This window comes from Halobacillus dabanensis (assembly GCF_900114165.1).
Classification (GTDB): domain Bacteria; phylum Bacillota; class Bacilli; order Bacillales; family Halobacillaceae; genus Halobacillus; species Halobacillus dabanensis.
The window spans coordinates 237,392-253,961 of sequence record NZ_FOSB01000001.1 but is presented as its reverse complement, the minus strand read 5'-3'; the positions used below and the strand labels follow the sequence as shown (position 1 = coordinate 253,961).

The 16,570-nt window shown below is 39.6% G+C and carries 20 protein-coding genes; 9 read left to right on the top strand and 11 right to left on the bottom strand.

All coding sequences use genetic code 11. The features are described from left to right. Positions 1 to 32: 32 nt before the first annotated feature. The 3 genes from BMZ58_RS01250 to BMZ58_RS01240 are packed head-to-tail and all read right to left on the bottom strand — an operon-like array spanning position 33 to position 3,485. Positions 33 to 2,288 (bottom strand): DNA internalization-related competence protein ComEC/Rec2, encoded by a 2,256-nt coding sequence (locus tag BMZ58_RS01250; RefSeq protein WP_075034743.1) that lies wholly within the window; start codon positions 2,286 to 2,288, stop codon positions 33 to 35. Continuing rightward, the gene (locus tag BMZ58_RS01245; protein ID WP_075034742.1) at positions 2,288 to 2,851 is read right to left on the bottom strand and encodes a ComE operon protein 2; all 564 of its coding nucleotides are present in this window, start codon (positions 2,849 to 2,851) and stop codon (positions 2,288 to 2,290) included. The genes BMZ58_RS01250 and BMZ58_RS01245 overlap by 1 nt, the downstream gene beginning before the upstream one ends. 55 nt (positions 2,852 to 2,906) lie before the next feature. Continuing rightward, positions 2,907 to 3,485 (bottom strand): ComEA family DNA-binding protein, encoded by a 579-nt coding sequence (locus tag BMZ58_RS01240; protein WP_075034741.1) that lies wholly within the window; start codon positions 3,483 to 3,485, stop codon positions 2,907 to 2,909. Positions 3,486 to 3,650: 165 nt separating this feature from the next. Between BMZ58_RS01240 and comER the strand changes: the two genes are divergently transcribed. Then, positions 3,651 to 4,460 carry a late competence protein ComER gene (gene comER / locus BMZ58_RS01235; protein ID WP_075034740.1) on the top strand — a complete coding sequence of 270 codons (810 nt, stop codon included), beginning with the start codon at positions 3,651 to 3,653 and terminating at the stop codon, positions 4,458 to 4,460. Positions 4,461 to 4,576: 116 nt separating this feature from the next. On the opposite strand, the gene BMZ58_RS01230 is transcribed toward comER, so the two are convergent. Genes BMZ58_RS01230 through BMZ58_RS01195 form a run of 8 tightly spaced genes read right to left on the bottom strand, consistent with a single transcriptional unit; the run spans position 4,577 to position 9,598 of the window. Further along, positions 4,577 to 5,290, bottom strand: coding sequence for a class I SAM-dependent DNA methyltransferase (locus BMZ58_RS01230; RefSeq protein ID WP_083412494.1), 714 nt, complete (start codon positions 5,288 to 5,290; stop codon positions 4,577 to 4,579). A 16-nt stretch (positions 5,291 to 5,306) separates the two neighbouring features. Then, on the bottom strand, positions 5,307 to 5,660 hold the full coding sequence (rsfS, locus tag BMZ58_RS01225; RefSeq protein ID WP_075034738.1) for a ribosome silencing factor: 354 nt from the start codon (positions 5,658 to 5,660) through the stop codon (positions 5,307 to 5,309). 44 nt (positions 5,661 to 5,704) lie between these two features. Beyond that, positions 5,705 to 6,265, bottom strand: coding sequence for a bis(5'-nucleosyl)-tetraphosphatase (symmetrical) YqeK (yqeK, locus tag BMZ58_RS01220; RefSeq protein WP_208601384.1), 561 nt, complete (start codon positions 6,263 to 6,265; stop codon positions 5,705 to 5,707). Further along, positions 6,249 to 6,821, bottom strand: a complete 573-nt coding sequence (locus tag BMZ58_RS01215) for a nicotinate-nucleotide adenylyltransferase (RefSeq protein WP_075034737.1) — start codon at positions 6,819 to 6,821, stop codon at positions 6,249 to 6,251. The genes yqeK and BMZ58_RS01215 overlap by 17 nt, the downstream gene beginning before the upstream one ends. Positions 6,822 to 6,833: 12 nt before the next feature. After that, positions 6,834 to 7,124, bottom strand: coding sequence for a ribosome assembly RNA-binding protein YhbY (yhbY, locus tag BMZ58_RS01210; protein ID WP_075034736.1), 291 nt, complete (start codon positions 7,122 to 7,124; stop codon positions 6,834 to 6,836). A gap of 1 nt (position 7,125) precedes the next feature. Then, positions 7,126 to 7,962, bottom strand: a complete 837-nt coding sequence (gene aroE, locus BMZ58_RS01205; protein WP_075034735.1) for a shikimate dehydrogenase — start codon at positions 7,960 to 7,962, stop codon at positions 7,126 to 7,128. 11 nt (positions 7,963 to 7,973) lie between these two features. After that, positions 7,974 to 9,074 (bottom strand): ribosome biogenesis GTPase YqeH, encoded by a 1,101-nt coding sequence (yqeH, locus tag BMZ58_RS01200; protein ID WP_208601383.1) that lies wholly within the window; start codon positions 9,072 to 9,074, stop codon positions 7,974 to 7,976. After that, positions 9,074 to 9,598: a YqeG family HAD IIIA-type phosphatase gene (locus BMZ58_RS01195; protein ID WP_075034733.1), complete on the bottom strand. Its 525-nt coding sequence runs from the start codon at positions 9,596 to 9,598 to the stop codon at positions 9,074 to 9,076. The genes yqeH and BMZ58_RS01195 overlap by 1 nt, the downstream gene beginning before the upstream one ends. 323 nt (positions 9,599 to 9,921) lie before the next feature. Between BMZ58_RS01195 and sda the strand changes: the two genes are divergently transcribed. The 8 genes from sda to sigK all read left to right on the top strand — a co-directional run bounded on the left by sda (position 9,922) and on the right by sigK (position 16,535). Next, positions 9,922 to 10,089 (top strand): sporulation histidine kinase inhibitor Sda, encoded by a 168-nt coding sequence (gene sda / locus BMZ58_RS01185; RefSeq protein ID WP_425268628.1) that lies wholly within the window; start codon positions 9,922 to 9,924, stop codon positions 10,087 to 10,089. A 278-nt stretch (positions 10,090 to 10,367) separates the two neighbouring features. After that, entirely contained in the window at positions 10,368 to 12,704 is a 2,337-nt protein-coding gene (locus BMZ58_RS01180) for a Na+/H+ antiporter subunit A (RefSeq protein WP_075034731.1), read from the top strand. Positions 12,705 to 12,707: 3 nt separating this feature from the next. After that, positions 12,708 to 13,046 carry a Na(+)/H(+) antiporter subunit C gene (locus BMZ58_RS01175; RefSeq protein ID WP_075034730.1) on the top strand — a complete coding sequence of 113 codons (339 nt, stop codon included), beginning with the start codon at positions 12,708 to 12,710 and terminating at the stop codon, positions 13,044 to 13,046. Beyond that, positions 13,039 to 14,523 carry a Na+/H+ antiporter subunit D gene (locus BMZ58_RS01170; RefSeq protein ID WP_075034729.1) on the top strand — a complete coding sequence of 495 codons (1,485 nt, stop codon included), beginning with the start codon at positions 13,039 to 13,041 and terminating at the stop codon, positions 14,521 to 14,523. The genes BMZ58_RS01175 and BMZ58_RS01170 overlap by 8 nt, the downstream gene beginning before the upstream one ends. A 6-nt stretch (positions 14,524 to 14,529) precedes the next feature. Continuing rightward, a complete protein-coding gene (locus tag BMZ58_RS01165; RefSeq protein WP_075034728.1) occupies positions 14,530 to 15,006 on the top strand; it encodes a Na+/H+ antiporter subunit E in 477 nt (158 codons plus the stop codon). Beyond that, a complete protein-coding gene (locus BMZ58_RS01160; RefSeq protein ID WP_075034727.1) occupies positions 15,007 to 15,318 on the top strand; it encodes a Na(+)/H(+) antiporter subunit F1 in 312 nt (103 codons plus the stop codon). Next, positions 15,299 to 15,685, top strand: coding sequence for a monovalent cation/H(+) antiporter subunit G (gene mnhG, locus BMZ58_RS01155; protein ID WP_075034726.1), 387 nt, complete (start codon positions 15,299 to 15,301; stop codon positions 15,683 to 15,685). The genes BMZ58_RS01160 and mnhG overlap by 20 nt, the downstream gene beginning before the upstream one ends. A 136-nt stretch (positions 15,686 to 15,821) precedes the next feature. After that, positions 15,822 to 16,535: an RNA polymerase sporulation sigma factor SigK gene (sigK, locus tag BMZ58_RS01150; protein WP_075034725.1), complete on the top strand. Its 714-nt coding sequence runs from the start codon at positions 15,822 to 15,824 to the stop codon at positions 16,533 to 16,535. Positions 16,536 to 16,570 lie beyond the last annotated feature (35 nt).

The window sequence follows — 16,570 nt, the reverse complement described above, 5'->3', positions numbered from 1 at the left end:
ACCGGAAGGCTGCTGTCATCGGCAGTCTTTTTTTATTCTCTGCTCGCATTATACGGTAAAAACGTCGAAAACGTTCCACTTTGACCAGAAAAAATGTACTGTACCTCTCCATGCCTTTTTGTTTGCAATAAAGGAGTCCCCCTCTCTTTGAATCGTTGCACTACTTCATCATGAGGGTGACCGTAACGATTATCGACCCCTGCAGAAATTAGCCCTACCTCAGGTTGTGTACTATTTAAAAAATCATTTGAAGTTGATGTATTGCTCCCATGGTGACCTACTTTTAATATATCTACTTTTAATGAAGGATAAGATTCGATTATTTGGTTTTCAACATTTGTAGAAATATCCCCAGTAAATAGCCATTTTTTACCTCCAATATTACTTTCTAAGACGAGAGAATTGTCATTCGGTTCCCCATAATCTTGTTCAGCAGGATGAAGAACATTGAACTCCTGCCCTTCTATCACCACCTTTTGCCCCCCCATAACTCTTTTCACTTCCACTTCCTTATAAAATTCATTGTAATAAGGGCTCACAATAACATGAGATATGTTGAATTCTTCCAATAAATACCGCACACTTCCACTATGATCAGAATCCTTATGGGAAATAAATAAGGCATCTAAAGCTCCAATCCCCTGAGATTTCAAAAAAGGAATAATTATATCCTCCGCTGTCTTCTTGCTGTTTGAAGAAAAAATCGGAGGTCCTGCTGCATCGATTAAAATTACTCCTCTACGATTCGGCAACTCAATGACAAAGGAATCTCCCTGACCTACATCTAACATTGTTACTGTACCTTTGTCAGAAATAAAAGGAATGGCGCAGTGTACCATGATTACTCCCACTGCTATCATTGAGGAGACAAACGCCTTTTGATCTTTACCCTCACTCCAATACCTCATCATAACGACCAAAAAAATTGTATAAAGAATGATAAATAGTGGCGGGAGCTTTCCAATAACCCACGAAAAATCCATATATAAAGTTAACGAGTGGACGAATGATAAGAAACGCTCGTGAAAAGTAATAAAAATAGAGGACAAAACTTGTGCTAGAGAAGGAATAAGGAAAACAAGCAATAAAGTGAACATTAAAAATGGAATAACAATAAACGAAAAATAAGGGACCATAATAAAATTCACCCATAAAGAAAGAGGTTGAAATTCAAAGAAATAATGAACCTGAAGACTAAGTATAGACAGTTGACTAATTAGACCAATCACCAAAGATTGTATCCAAGCATTTTTATATCGCTTCAGAATCGGCATAGATAGTACAAGGCTAAATGTGACTAGAAAAGAGAATTGAAAACCAATGTGGTGGAAGTAAGAAGGAGATGTCAGAAGTAAAACTATTGCGGCAATAGAAAGGATATCCGTAAGTGGGAACTTCCACTTCAAGGAAGTCGTTAGGATCAGGATTACGGCCATAAGGCCTGCTCGAATTACCGATGGAGCTGCACCCGCCAAAAAAGTGTAAAAGGGTAATAATAACAACAAGAATACTTGGACCTGTGTTTTTGTAGCAAAACCTGTACGATAGAGCAGAAAATAAATTCCTCCAATAGTCAAGCCGACATGCAATCCGGATATCGCAAGAATATGAGACAGATTATACTCCCTAAACCACTGAATAGTCGTCTCATCTAAATGATCCGTCTCTCCGAACACCAATGCTTTCATCCATGCAAAAGCTTCTGGTGTAGTATTTTTTTCAACTTTATCTTTCATGAAATTTCGAGCATCATATAACAAACTTAACCATGAACCGCCTTCACAATGAAGGTTGTCCTCTTCTTCAATGATCACTTGTTTATAAATGCCTTCCTTTGCCATATAGGATTGATAATCAAATTGTCCATGATTCCTCGCCTCAGCAAAAGATTCTACTGAACCCTCTAATGTACAAATTGCCCCATGCCGCCAATCCGAGGGATAAAAATCATTATCTTCTTTAAAAAAGCGAACAATGAATTTCTCTCCACTATCATGTTGTAATGTCATCGAGTATGCATGAGGCGTTTCCTTTACGTTTGAAATAATGGTAGCTATCCATGGGGATTTTTGAGTGAATGAATCCCAACCGTTATCAAGTGGGGGTAAATAAAAATATCCCGCTATTAAAAAAGAGGCGATGAAAAGGAGGGATTTTCTATTGAGGCGATAAGAATAGATCCAATAAGAAAGAAAAATAAGGATGATAAAGAATGTAAAACCGCTCTGGTTTGATAGCACCCCGCCAAGGACAAATGCCAGGGCGGGAGCATGCCAAAAACCTTTCATCACTGCCCTCTATCATTGTAAGCAAAGGAAAGATCTACTTCTTCTTTCAACTGTTCAACTTCCGGATCATTATAACTCTCAAGCTTTTCCAATAGCTTTGTTACCAATTGATGCTGATCTACATTCATTGGCTCCACTTCTATTGGAACTTTTTGCATCCTTACACCTGATTGCTGTAATAATTCAATGGCATAGGGATTGTTCTTATAATCTTCACTATAATAAACAGCCTTTATTCCTGCTTGGATAATGGCTTTTGTACAATGCAGGCAGGGGAAATGGGTCACATAAATCTCCGCACCCTCTGCAGCCACTCCAAACTTGGAGCATTGAAGAAGTGCATTCATTTCTGCATGGATGGTACGAACACAATGGCCATCCACTACATAACACCCTTCATCTATACAATGAACACCACCGGAAACACTCCCATTATATCCTCCGGCAATCATTCGTTTATCTCGGACAACCACAGCACCTACAGCTAATCTTTGGCAAGTGCTTCGTGATTTAAGTAAGTAACTTTGTGATATAAAATATTGATTCCATGTAATGCGCTCCATGATGTTCCCCCTGTTTTTTCATTCAGTTTACTCTGACTATCCACTTCCGTCAATCTTATGGAATACGAATAGTTTCTTTTATATTTTCTAAGGTTTTCTCACCTATTCCAGGTACTTCTACTAATTCTTCTATGGATGAAAAAGGTCCGTTCTCCTCTCTATAAGCAATAATAGCCGCTGCTTTTGACGGACCTATCCCTTTCAATGATTCAATATCACTGAGGGTGGCAGTATTGATGCTAATAATCGCCTCCGAGGTGGATGCTATCTCTACCTGCCCGCCTTCTTGAATGGCTGTTACATGAATGACCATTTCGTCTTGAAGTTTCTGAGCTAGATTGACACTTGAATTGTCTGCAGAATCTTTCATACCACCTGCTTCTTTTATCGCATCGTCTACCCTCTTATCTGAGGATAATGTGTAAACTCCCGGCTTTTGTACTTCTCCCTTTATATCGACTTTCACTACTTCAGCCATTGTATCGTCTTGAACCTTATCACCTTGTTTCGCTTCAACGACTGACCCTTCCTCGACGATTGGCTCTGTAAGATTTTCCGGAGTTTTTTGCATAAAGATAATGATTGAAATAAGAACAATGAAACCAATCCAAGCGTACTTTTTCAATTTTCGCATATAAGTTCCTTCTTTCCTATTCCATTTTAGAAAACCAGCCCTAAATGATTGGATCTTACTGCCTGAGAGTTAGCAGTTAGAATTCATTTTTTTCATAAAACCAAAGTATATCTTAACCCTACAAGGAATAAGGATGTATAGGTAAGCATTAAGGGAGGGATTCCAATGAAGTGGGGAATCATCGGGACTGGAAATATGGGGAGTATGCTAACGACTTCTCTCATTGAGAGTGGGGCTGTTGCTGAAGAAAAATTGACGATTTTCAATCGCACAAGAAGCAAAGCAGAAGTTTTACAAGAATCATTTCCTAATATTAACATAGCTGAAAATCTGTCCTCTATACAGTCTGAGAGTGACATCCTTTTTATTTGCGTTAAACCTCACCACTATAAAGAAATTATTGATACTCTTGATGGTTCTTGGTCGGAGAATCAATGCTTGGTTTCCATAACAAGTCCAGTAGCGGTTGATCAATTAGAGGAAGCCACCCCTTGCCAAGTTGTGAGGATAGTTCCATCAATAACTAATCATGCCTGGGCAGGGGTGAGTTTATTTACTTTTGGTTCTAGAATTAATGAAAAAAACCGGCAACTATTGAAGACCACTTTCCAACATATTTCTACTCCCATAGAAGTGGAAGAAGAACATATCCGGGTAGCGTCCGATATCGTATCCTGCGGACCAGCTTTTATTAGCTATCTACTTAGCCAGTGGATTGCGGCAGCAGGGGACGTTGCAGGGCTTCCTCAGCAAAAAGCAACAGCACTAACAGAAAATATGATGGTCGGGTTAGGAGAACTACTTGCAAAAAAAATAATGACATTAGAGGAATTGATGGAAAAAGTAACAGTAAAAGGTGGAGTGACTGGAGAGGGATTACAAGCTTTGGAAGACCATATCGGTTTGTTATTCCATAGAATGTTTGAAGCTACTCAAGCGAAGCACAAAGAAGATAAGAAGCATATTGACTTGTAGGTTTATATTCGACAAAAGTTACTAAATTCCTTTCTCTATACAAAAAACTCCCTTATTCTAATGTTTGGATTTTATTGCCATAAAAAAAGAGTCCGTATAATCCGGACTCTTTCTACTCATTTTCTACAGATGAACAACCAACGTTCTCCATCTGAAGAAGGCTTTTCACTAAAATCAGAATATAGTCCAAGAAGTTCAAAGCCTGTTTGGTTCAGCCAACATTCTAAGACTTTTCTTTCGTAACCCCGCTGTTCATGAACTTCATCAAACCTTTGAAAATTTTTCCCGTTTTGTACGAAAAAAGTCAAATCATGAACAACACTATTTAGTTTTTCGCCTTGGTCACAGAACCAAATGTAAGACAAATCATCCCTTACTTCAGCGAAAGTAGCACCACTTAAATCTTCTTGAATATGATCTAAAGAATGCACATCAAACATAAATAGCCCACCAGTATCTAACGAATGATAAATATTGTCAAAAGCTCGCTGTACTTGATGATCTTCCATTAGATAATTGAACACATCGCAGTAACTAATGACACAGTCATATCCCTTCAATCCCTCCAATGCGGTCATATCTTGGTGCATCCACTTGATATTCGACCGAGGGTCTTTCTGTTGGGCAACTGTTAACATGTCAGATGATAAATCAATGCCTGTCATTTGAAAACCTTCCTGTTGCAGACGATGGGTGATTTCCCCTGTTCCGCAACCAACATCAAGCATTGTGTGTGCATCAGGCTTAAACCTATGAACCATTTTCTTGGTGAATTCCACCCATTTACCATAAGGGGCATCCTCCATCAAAAGGTCATATACCTGAGCCATTTGACCATAGCTCATATTAGTTATCTAACCCTTCAACGGTAACTGTATCTGCATCGCCCCAAAGTCTCTCCAAGTTATAATAATGACGCTCATCTTTATGGAAAATGTGGCAGACAATGTCATTCAGATCAACAAGCACCCATCGCGCCTGTTCGAATCCTTCCATTCTCTTCACTTCAATTCCATGTTCTTCTGCTTGATTCTTCAATTCCCTAGCGATTGCTTGCACCTGGCGTTCGTTGGATCCTTCACAGATTAAAAAATAATCAGCAATTAAAGAAACCTCCGACATATCGAGAACGACAATGTCGTTTGCTCGCTTTTCATCACACGCTTGTGCTGCTAGAGTTAAAAGTTCTTTGCTTTCCATGAGTTTCCTCCCTATTTCATCCTTATCTCTCTAAAATCAAAAGATCATATTAAATCATTATATGCATGAAACGTGTCCGGATAAACGGTTCTTCCCTTACCTACAAGAAAAACAATGGTATTTTTCAAAGCTAAAGTACAGGCATGATCCAAGTCGGTTTCTGCTAGTGCACGAACTTCTTCCACTCCGAGAAAGTCCCGACAAGGTTCTATATAATCCGCTAAAAAGACGACTTTATCCAAAATCGACATATGTTTCTTTCCTGTTGTGTGACTGCTAATCGCAGACAGGATATCCGCATCTTCCAGCCCGATTTCCTGCTCAAGCATTAATGCGCCTACTGGACCATGCCACAATTCATGATGATAATCCAATAAATCCTTCGGTAAGCGGCGATCCTTTTCGATCCAACGTTTCAAAAGGTTTAATGGCATACATTTGGCATAATCATGAAAAGCGGCAGACAATTCTGCTTTTTCTGTATCGGCGCCGAACCGCTCAGCTAGTACAACAGCTTGATCAACCACTCTCACTGTATGCTCATACCTCGGAGTCTTCAATGCAGGACGAACATAGTCCAGCGCTTGTTCACGAGTCATATTCATACAAGTGACGCTCCTTTATGAAAGAATTTACATTTTCCGGAACCAAGTAACGTACGCTCTTCCCTTTATAGATCCGTTTTCGAATCATTGTCGAAGATACTTCGATCGAAGGAATATCTACAAACTGGACAGGTATCGCTTTATTCCACCCAAATCCAGGACGTTGAACACCTATAAAATCTACCATTTCTACCAGGTCTTCAATTCTGTGCCATTTGGGTAAATGTTCGACCATATCCCCTCCTATAATGAAATAAAAGTGGACATCCGGATATTCCCCTTTTAGAAACGCCATCGTATCAACTGTGTACGAAGTACCTTTTCTAACTAATTCAACATCGCACATCTTAAAATCAGGATGCTGGTTGATTGCCTCCTTGACCATCATAAGCCGGGTATCGGGATCTGTTGACGACTCTTGTTTATGAGGGGGTATATAGGAGGGCATAAACCAAATCTCATCCAGATTCATTTCTTCTAGGGAAAATTCAGCCATAATCAAATGACCTAGATGAGGAGGATCGAACGTACCACCAAGTATGCCGATTTTCTTCATAACGTTACCCCTTTATGGTAAATCTATTTCCTTATTCTCTTCTGATTCTTTATAGAGGATGATCGTGTTGCCAATCACTTGTACAATATGAGCATCCGTAGCTTCGACGATTTCGTTCGCAACAGTATGATTATCTTCAAAGCAATTTTGCAGGATGCTTACTTTTATTAATTCCCTTTTTTCTAGTGCTTCATTGATTTGTGTTGTCATATTTTCATTTACGCCAGCTTTACCAACCTGAAAAATCGGTTGAATATTGTGTGAGGCCGCACGCAAGTATTTCTTTTGTTTGCTTGTTAACATTCTATACCCCTTTCAATTTTTGTTCGAACTTTTCAAGCAAAGGTAAGGCTTCGGGTACTGTATCTGTCCAAATTTGAAATGCATATACTGCTTGTTGCAATAACATTTCATGTCCGTAATGTAAACGGGCGCCTCTTTTTTCGGCTTCTTCCAAGAACTTTGTCTTCATAGGCCGATAAACAATATCACTCACAACCGTGCCTTTTGTCAAGTGTTCGAGGGAAAGAATCGTATTGTTTATATCAGGGCTCATCCCCACCGTGGTCGTCTGTACGACTAAATCATATTCTCCTACAGAGTGCATCGCCTGTTCAAGTGTGATTGCTGCAGCCTGAGAATTTACAGGGATTTGGTTAATGAGCTCTTCTGCCCGTATCATTGTGCGGTTAGCCACATCAACGGTATCCAACTCCGTACGTGACAATGCCTCATAAATACCTCTTGCAGCTCCCCCACTCCCTAAAAGCAGTGCCTTTTTCCCCTTTTCAAACAAATCTGGGAATCGAGCTCTTAAGGAGTGAACAAAACCCTGACCATCCGTATTATAACCGACCCATCCTGATTCGGTCTTCTTTACTGTGTTCACCGCTCCTAATTGCTCAGCACTCTTATCAAGTACATCCAAGTATGGAATGACTTTTTCCTTATAAGGAACAGTTACATTGAATCCATGTAAATCCTTTTGTTTTAAAGCTTTCATTTTTTCATCAAACTCGTCGGGGTGTATATCTAACAGTTCGTATTTTCCCTCAATCCCCTGTTGGTCCATCAATTGGTTATGAATCCAGGGGGAAAGAGAGTGACCAATTGGATGACCAATTAACCCTAGTTTGTACAAATGATCCCCTCCTATATTAATGAATCCCTTAAGGACACTTTTACACCTTCAGGCACATGCACCGTAACTGAAATGCCGCCTTCAGGTACCGTCACCCAACCAAGGCCTGAAAAAACAATGTCCGTTTTATTTTCCCTAATCTTAAGCTCTTGACGTTTCAATGGAGGAAGCTGTGATATCGTTTCTTTATCAGGTGGGAAAAGCAACTCACCCAAGTGTTGGTCATAGAGTTCATCTGCCTTTTCGAGCTTCGTCCGGTGAATATTCAGTTCATTGGAAAAGTAACATACAAATGAAGTGCGGTCACCTGCTTCAAAGTCAAGACGAGCTAATCCTCCAAAATAGAGAGTCTGCTGTTCATTAAGTTGGTATACTTTTGGCTTCACTTCTTTTCTTGGCGTAATTATTTTCAAATCTTTATCAGAAACATAATGAGCCATTTGATGACGATGTATGACTCCAGGCGTATCAAACAACGAACTCTGTTCATCAAGTGGAATATCGATGAACCCTAAAGTTGTCCCTGGGAAATAGGAGGTAGTGATTGCATCTTTCACACCGGAAGTATTAGAAATTAGAGTATTGATGAACGTTGATTTTCCTACATTTGTAGTCCCCACTACATAAACGTCCTTACCGTTACGGTAGCGATCGATTGCTCGGGATAATTCTTCAATTCCTTGATTTTTTTCTGCGGAAATCAAATAAACATCTTCTACCTCCAATCCATGCTCCTTAGCAGACCGTTTCAGCCAAAGTTTCACTTTTCCAGGGTTGACTGACTTCGGAAGGACATCCATTTTATTTCCTACAAGAATAACAGGATTATTTCCTGTTAAACGCTTCATACCTGAAATAAAACTACCATTAAAATCAAATATATCAACGATTTGAACGACAAGTCCCTTTGTATGACTGATCTGATTCAACATCTCTAAAAAATCGTCATCTTGATATGGAACATCTTGCACTTCATTATAGTGTTTCAGTCTAAAACATCTCTTACAGATGATATCTTCTCTTTCCAGTGCAGAAGCAGGCGCATAGCCAGGCTGTTCTGGGTCAGTAGTTTGAATGGTAGCTCCGCATCCCTGGCATTGTATTTCTGCCATCATTGATCTCTCCTCTGCCATGTGATCTTCCCTTTTCTTCTCATCCAATTTAGTATCCTTCTCTCAATTTTTCTGTTGAACCTTGTTATAAAACCATCCGTCTGTACGATTGGAACGACTAAAATGGTATGAAAACCAGCTGCGTTACCTCCTAGGACGTCTGTAAGTAATTGATCACCGACAACCACCACTTCTTCTTTTCTAAGGTTCATTTGTTTTTGTGCTTTCTTAAAGGCGTTCGCCAGCGGTTTCCTTGCACTAAAAATGAATGTCGCACCTAAAGGTTCAGAGAAAAGCTTCACTCTTGCTTCATTATTATTTGAAGCAATGGTTACTTGAATGCCGTAATCTTTCATCTCTTTAAACCATTCTCTAATATCTTCAGTCGCATCAGGAACATCCCATGCGACAAGAGTATTATCAAGGTCCGTGATTACTCCTTTAATCCCTTTTTCTTTCAATTCTTTTGGGTCAATATGAAAAACGCTCTCTACATGTTCATCTGGTAAAAAATTTTTTAGCATCTATTCCATTCATCTCCTCATACAACGGCAAAATCTCCTTCACCATCATATACAAAATTGAGACATGTTTCAAAAAGTCTCTTCCTAAGAACAAAAATCGTTCGACAATTACCGACAAAGTCAGGTTGTGGATAAGTTTATACACAATTTCCACACAGTTACTTCTTTGTTATTACTCATTCAATCGCCAGATTTGTAAAAGTTATCTACATTTTTATGTAGATAACTTCCATATTGTGGCGAATTAAGGGTCATGATAAGGTTAGAATACATTAATTCAGCATCGTTCTTTCGATTTAAATTAAGCGGGAGGTGACTGTCACATGTGTGACAGCGGTATGAAGCAATTATCTGATTCCCTACTTTTACAATCTTACCACAAAGCGATCGAACTCAATCTTTCAGAAGAATTCATAGAACAAATCAAACTTGAAATCAAAAAACGATCCATACAGCATCTAGTAGATAAACACATCTCTCAAGTGGGTTGATTTTACACATTATGACAAATACTTACAATTATTCACTAGAAATGCTCGCCCCAATTTTGCAGGGCGAGTTTTTTTATGACATTTTTTATTTGCTGAATTGTTGTCTTTCTTCTTATTTATAAGGGTAGACTAAATGTAATCTATCTTTGCTTATAAGGAGTATGCTACAGTTGAATAATCAGCCTTTTTTTGATTACAATTGAGTGGATACATTATTACAACCAGTAAAAAAATCTATAAAAGTAGTGGAAAGTTACGTCAAAGGAGGAACATCCCACATGTTGGTGGCTGTATTATTGCCTTTTATTATTGCTATTTTCATTCCATTCCTTAGTAAATGGAAAGATAAAGTACACCCTGGTTTCTTTGTGACAATCGTGCCAGCACTTATTTTCATATATTTCGCTGGCTTTTTAGGGACAGGATTTGAACCCGTCGTACAAGAGTATTCATGGATTCCATCACTAGGTATAAATATGGTTTTCCATTTAGATGGCTTAAGTTTACTATTTGTACTTTTAATTAGCGGGATCGGTACCCTGGTTGCTTTTTATTCGATTTACTACCTACATAAGTCGGAGCAACTGGGACATTTTTATGTGTATTTCCTAATTTTCATGGGGTCGATGCTCGGTGTTGTTTTATCTGACAACGTCTTCGCTCTCTATAGTTTCTGGGAATTCACCTCTTTATCCTCGTTCTTATTAATTGGGTTTTGGAACTACAAGAAAGAGTCGCGTTATGGGGCATTAAAATCAATGTTAATCACCGTGTTTGGTGGATTGAGTTTGTTGGGTGCGCTCATATTCATGAGTGTCCTTACTAATACAACGAGTATTCAAGGTATGATAGACCAGCAGCAGTTGATTTTGAACAGTGATTACTTCCCATTGATCCTTACACTCGTATTATTAGGTGCATTTACAAAGTCTGCTCAGTTTCCATTTCATATCTGGTTACCTGATGCAATGGAAGCACCAACTCCAGTCAGTGCTTACTTGCACTCGGCAACAATGGTAAAAGCGGGAATATATTTAGTTGCTCGTTATTCTCCAATGTTATCAGCAAATGAGTGGTTTTTCATTATCGTGTCGACAGCAGGAATTGTAACTTTATGTTGGGGTTCTTATATGGCTGTCAGACAAACAGACTTGAAAGGGATTCTTGCCTTTTCGACCATCAGTCAACTCGGAATGATCATGGCCATGCTTGGTTTTGGGACAAAAGCAGCTATTTTTGGTGCCGTATTCCACATTCTTAACCACGCAACATTCAAAGGAAGTTTGTTTATGGTCGCTGGTATTGTAGACCATGAAGCTGGCACAAGAGATATACGAAAACTCGGCGGTTTGATGACATATATGCCTATGACAGCTACGTTAGCTGTATTGGCTTCCTTTTCGATGGCCGGATTGCCTTTACCTTTCCTGAACGGATTCTATAGTAAAGAAATATTCTTCGAATCATCCTTGCATTTAGAAGCTGCAAGTACCGGCTTTACTGGGTTCATGCAAACCGCTATCCCTTATCTAGCCGTGTTCGGAAGTATCTTTACATTCGTATACTCCATGTATTTCTTTTTTGGTACGTTCCGCGGTAAATCCCATCTAGAGGAACTTCCAAAAAAACCACACGAAGCGCCAATTGGTATGCTTGTATCTCCAATTATTCTTGTAGCTGGAGTAATCATCATCGGTCTGTTTCCTAGTCTCGTCAATGAACCATTCATTGCACATGCAGCTGAGTCCGTAAAGGGTGCAGTACTTGAAAAGAAAGACATTTATTTCTGGCATGGATTCATTCCACCATTTATTATGTCACTTGCAGTCGTTGTATTCGGTAGTATTCTAGCAATATCCAGGAATGTATGGACACCTGTCTATCGATTCGTGCCAGGTCGTTTAAGTATGAATAAATTTTATGATGGAACAGTTGACAGGGTCGAACGCTATTCGGCTACCATCACAAAAGGGTATATGAATGGCTCTATCGGCCGTTATGTCCGTTTGATTCTAGCGGCTATCGTAGTGATTTCATTTGCTTTCATGGCCATCACAGGTGGATTCACTATTGATACATCTAACATAGCTGAAATCACGATACCAGAAATACTTGTAGCTATTACTATGGTGATTGCCGCAATTGGAACAGTATTAACAAATAACAGGATTGCTGCAATTCTTATTCTAGGAGTTGTAGGATATGGGTTATCCATGCTCTTCGTATTATATAGAGCACCAGACTTGGCACTGACCCAATTAATTGTAGAAACGGTTACGGTTGCACTATTTTTACTTGTTTTCTACCATTTTCCTAAACTGCAGAAAAAAGATGAACCATTAAGTACAAGGACATTGAACTGGATTATCTCTATTGGTTATGGTGCATTGATGACAATGGTTGCAATCTCTTCCCACAGCAGTAAGTTTTTCGACTCCATATCAGAGTACTTCGTCGATAACTCGTACAAACTGGGTGGTGGAGATAATATCGTTAACGTCATCTTAGTCGATTTCCGTGGTCTTGATACATTATTTGAAGTTGTCGTATTAGGTATTGCAGCCATGGCGATCTTCGGGTTGATCCGATATAGAAAGAATAAGGGGGAGGAGTAACAGATGGAACTGATTATGGCCGTATTGGGCGGCATTCTATTTACAACTGGTGTATATAACCTCCTTCAAAAACAATTGTTACGCATTATCATTGGAACTGCCCTCATTTCTCATGGGGCCCACCTGTTCATACTGACAATGGGTGAGCTGAAAACAGGAGCCCCACCAGTATTGACGGAAGGGGTCGAAAATTACACCGATCCACTCCCCCAAGCTTTAATTTTGACATCAATCGTCATCAGTTTCGGTGTAACAAGCCTTTTACTCGTGTTAGCATACCGGGCAGCCAAGATCAATGGAACTGATAATATGGAGGAACTAAGGGGAACCGATTATGAGTAATTTAACCGTACTACCTATTCTACTGCCATTAGTGGCAGGCATTATCGTAGCATTTATTCACAAAAAAACGACACTCACCAGAAACCTTTCCAAAGTTTTTGCTGTCGTAAACTTCTTAATCGTTGGCTGGGTCTTCTTGCATGTGAAAAATCAAGGAACGCTCGTGCTTGAGATGGGAAGCTGGGAGGCCCCATTCGGTATTGTCCTTGTTGGTGACCTTCTTGCCATGACATTAGTCTTGACCACAAATATTATTGCTGTTGCTTGTGTGTTTTTCGCCCCCCAATCTTTAACTGAAAAAGAAGAATCGTTTTATTTCTACACTTTCTTTTTCATGCTGATTTCCGGCGTAAGCGGAGCTTTTTTGACAGGTGACTTGTTCAACTTATTCGTATTTTTTGAAGTCCTCTTAATGGCTTCTTATGGACTAATTGTACTTGGGAATGGAAAAGCACAGCTCCGCGAATCAATCAAGTATGTGCTGATCAACTTATTCTCTTCCATGCTATTTGTCACGACGATAGCATTTCTATACTCTGTTGTGGGAACTGTTAACATGGCCCAAGCTGCACAACGGGTACAAGAGGTTGAACAGCAAGGTGTCTTAACGACAATTGCAATACTGTTCTTTTTTGTTTTTGCAACGAAAGCAGCCGTCTTCCCGTTGTATTATTGGTTGCCGCGTCCATATATTTCTCCGAACCCAGTGGTATCCGCCTTGTTCGGAGCATTGCTTACGAAAGTAGGAGTATACTCCATACTTCGTACTTTCACATTAATCTTCAATCATGAAGTGGGACTGACGCATAGCTTATTTATCTATTTAGCAGCATTGACGATGATCTTCGGAGTAATCGGAGCAATTTCCACTAACAATATCAAATTGATAGTAGCTTATAATATCATTCCTGCTGTCGGTTTCATGCTGATGGGAATTGGGATTTTTACAGAGGTTTCTATCAGTGGGACCATTTATTATCTCGTCCATGACATGATTATCAAAGGTGTACTCTTTCTCCTTGTAGGAGCTACCGCTTATGTCGCAGGGACCTCGGACCTCCGAAAAATGAGTGGTCTTATCCACCATTATCCGGTGCTAGGTTGGTTGTTTTTCCTTGCTTCTTTAGTACTGGCAGGCATACCGCCTTTCAGTGGCTTTATTGGAAAACTTCAACTGATCCGCGGTGGTTTAGGTGAGGAAGAAATCATGATCGTCCTTGTGGCTTTGCTGTCCAGTCTTCTTATCCTCTTCTCTATGATCCGTATCTTTATTCGCGGTTATTGGGGAGATAAAATCGAGATCCCCGTTCCGGAACGGGAGAAGAAAGGGAAAAAAATGGCTCTTCCCGCCGCCGCCCTTTTAACACTCTCTGTTTTACTAGGTGTCGGAGCCGAGTGGTTTTTCCCGACAATCCAATCCATTTCCCAATATATTATGGATCCGGAAATCTACATTGATTCTGTGCTAAAGGAGTAGAAGCTGATGCCATTACAAATCGTATTGAACATTATTATTGCCATCATGTGGATGTTCCTGAGTGAAACGTATAACTTCACATCGTTTCTTGTAGGTTATATATTGGGAATTATTCTACTGTTTGTATTACAACGATTCGTCCCTGATTCATTTTATATGAAGCGTACATGGAAGTTCTTTTTACTAATACTCTTATTCGTTAGAGAGCTTATTCTCTCTAACATTGATATTGTTAAACATGTCTATAAACCGAAAATGGATATGAAGCCAGGTATATTCGCATTACCTATAGATGTGAAAACAAATTTCGAGATCACCTTACTCGCGAACTTAATCTCGCTGACTCCTGGAACTTTATCAGTTGTAGTCAGCGAAGACCATACGAAAATATACATTCACGCTATGGACATGCCCGATGTCCAAGAATCTGTGGACGATATTAAGAACACTTTCGAAAAACGAATCATGGAGGTGACCCGTTAAATGGATGCCATCCTTGACTTCACACAAACATTGATTCAAATTTCAGCAACCATTGCCGTCATAACCGTTGCCGCATCCGTTATAGTTCTTCTATACAGAGCGATTCTCGGTCCTACGAATCCTGACCGGGCTGTGGCATTGGACATTATCGGTATTAATTTAATGGCTTTGGCAGGATTGATCGCCATCCTGCTTGTCACTACCAGATTCAACGATGTTGTATTATTAATTGGTATCCTTCTGTTTATTGGTACCGTTGCATTGGCGAAATTCTTAGAAAAGGGTGTTATCATTGAGCGGGACTTGGATTAATTTAATTTTCGACATCACCATTTGTCTGTCGCTGTTGATTGGTGCCTTTTTCCTCATCTCTGGGTCCATTGGTATTCTGCGCTTTCCAGATGTCTACACCCGCCTCCACGCAGCTACTAAAAGTTCTACCCTGGGTGTATCAGGAATTATGATTGGCGCTTTCCTTTTTCACTATGTGGAACATGATATTGTCAGTGGCAAGTTATTACTAGGCATTGCTTTTGTTCTGCTTACAGCCCCTGTTTCCGGTCATATGATTTCAAGAGCAGCTTATCGTGCCGGAGTCCCTCTTTGGGAGAATAGTGTTAAAGATGAATATGCGGATGTTTTAAAAGAAGAACAAAAACGCCAGGCTAGAGATTCCTGATAAAACATGCCTCCATCCATTTGGAGGCATGTTTTTATTATTAAAGATTATTTTTATATAAAGACAAGCACAGACAACTTCTTAAGGACATAAGTATGTTGTAGGCGAATGCCTAATCCTTGAGGAGGTGCGTCCTATGAGCAGTCTGATCGCTTCCATCCTTTACTTTTTCAAAGAGTCCCTCTTCTTTATGTCCTACGTCAAAAACCAAGCTTTTCCCAACCCTCTGTCTTCTGAAGAGGAAGCCAAACAACTTCAGTTGATGGCTGAAGGAAGCCATGATGCTCGCAACAAATTGATCGAGCACAATCTACGCCTTGTCGCCCACATTGTTAAGAAGTTTGAGAATACGAAAGAAGACTTCGAGGATTTAATCTCGATAGGAACGATTGGTTTAATTAAAGGAATTGAGAGCTATTCAACAGGGAAAGGAACAAAGCTTGCGACATATGCTGCCCGCTGCATAGAAAATGAGATCCTCATGCACCTCAGATCGACCAAAAAAATGAGTAAAGATGTTTCCTTACAAGACCCTATTGGGCATGATAAAGAAGGAAATGAGCTCAATCTCCTAGACATTCTACAAGCTGACGTAACAGATATCGTCGAGGAAATCCAACTGCATATGGAACTAGAGAAAATCAAAGATTTCATCACGGTATTGGATGAAAGAGAAAAAGAAGTGATCATCTTCCGATATGGTTTGAACCAGACGGAAGAAAAGACCCAGCGAGAAATCGCAAAAGAATTAGGCATTTCGAGAAGTTACGTTTCTAGAATTGAAAAGAGAGCATTGATGAAAATTTTCCACGAATTCTATAAACAAAGTAAACAAGGTAAAAAAGGATAAAAAGAAGCCACTACAATCTCATTAGAATGGAGTGG

Excerpts from the sequence above, each read along its gene's own strand:
- BMZ58_RS01250 (WP_075034743.1), bottom strand. The coding sequence starts at position 2,288 with ATGAAAGGTTTTTGGCATGCTCCCGCCCTGGCATTTGTCCTTGGCGGG.
- BMZ58_RS01245 (WP_075034742.1), bottom strand. The coding sequence starts at position 2,851 with ATGGAGCGCATTACATGGAATCAATATTTTATATCACAAAGTTACTTA.
- BMZ58_RS01240 (WP_075034741.1), bottom strand. The coding sequence starts at position 3,485 with ATGCGAAAATTGAAAAAGTACGCTTGGATTGGTTTCATTGTTCTTATT.
- comER (WP_075034740.1), top strand. The coding sequence starts at position 3,651 with ATGAAGTGGGGAATCATCGGGACTGGAAATATGGGGAGTATGCTAACG.
- BMZ58_RS01230 (WP_083412494.1), bottom strand. The coding sequence starts at position 5,290 with ATGGCTCAGGTATATGACCTTTTGATGGAGGATGCCCCTTATGGTAAA.
- rsfS (WP_075034738.1), bottom strand. The coding sequence starts at position 5,660 with ATGGAAAGCAAAGAACTTTTAACTCTAGCAGCACAAGCGTGTGATGAA.
- yqeK (WP_208601384.1), bottom strand. The coding sequence starts at position 6,265 with ATGAATATGACTCGTGAACAAGCGCTGGACTATGTTCGTCCTGCATTG.
- BMZ58_RS01215 (WP_075034737.1), bottom strand. The coding sequence starts at position 6,821 with ATGAAGAAAATCGGCATACTTGGTGGTACGTTCGATCCTCCTCATCTA.
- yhbY (WP_075034736.1), bottom strand. The coding sequence starts at position 7,124 with ATGTTAACAAGCAAACAAAAGAAATACTTGCGTGCGGCCTCACACAAT.
- yqeH (WP_208601383.1), bottom strand. The coding sequence starts at position 9,074 with ATGGCAGAAATACAATGCCAGGGATGCGGAGCTACCATTCAAACTACT.
- BMZ58_RS01195 (WP_075034733.1), bottom strand. The coding sequence starts at position 9,598 with ATGCTAAAAAATTTTTTACCAGATGAACATGTAGAGAGCGTTTTTCAT.
- sda (WP_425268628.1), top strand. The coding sequence starts at position 9,922 with ATGTGTGACAGCGGTATGAAGCAATTATCTGATTCCCTACTTTTACAA.
- BMZ58_RS01180 (WP_075034731.1), top strand. The coding sequence starts at position 10,368 with ATGTTGGTGGCTGTATTATTGCCTTTTATTATTGCTATTTTCATTCCA.
- BMZ58_RS01175 (WP_075034730.1), top strand. The coding sequence starts at position 12,708 with ATGGAACTGATTATGGCCGTATTGGGCGGCATTCTATTTACAACTGGT.
- BMZ58_RS01170 (WP_075034729.1), top strand. The coding sequence starts at position 13,039 with ATGAGTAATTTAACCGTACTACCTATTCTACTGCCATTAGTGGCAGGC.
- BMZ58_RS01165 (WP_075034728.1), top strand. The coding sequence starts at position 14,530 with ATGCCATTACAAATCGTATTGAACATTATTATTGCCATCATGTGGATG.
- BMZ58_RS01160 (WP_075034727.1), top strand. The coding sequence starts at position 15,007 with ATGGATGCCATCCTTGACTTCACACAAACATTGATTCAAATTTCAGCA.
- sigK (WP_075034725.1), top strand. The coding sequence starts at position 15,822 with ATGAGCAGTCTGATCGCTTCCATCCTTTACTTTTTCAAAGAGTCCCTC.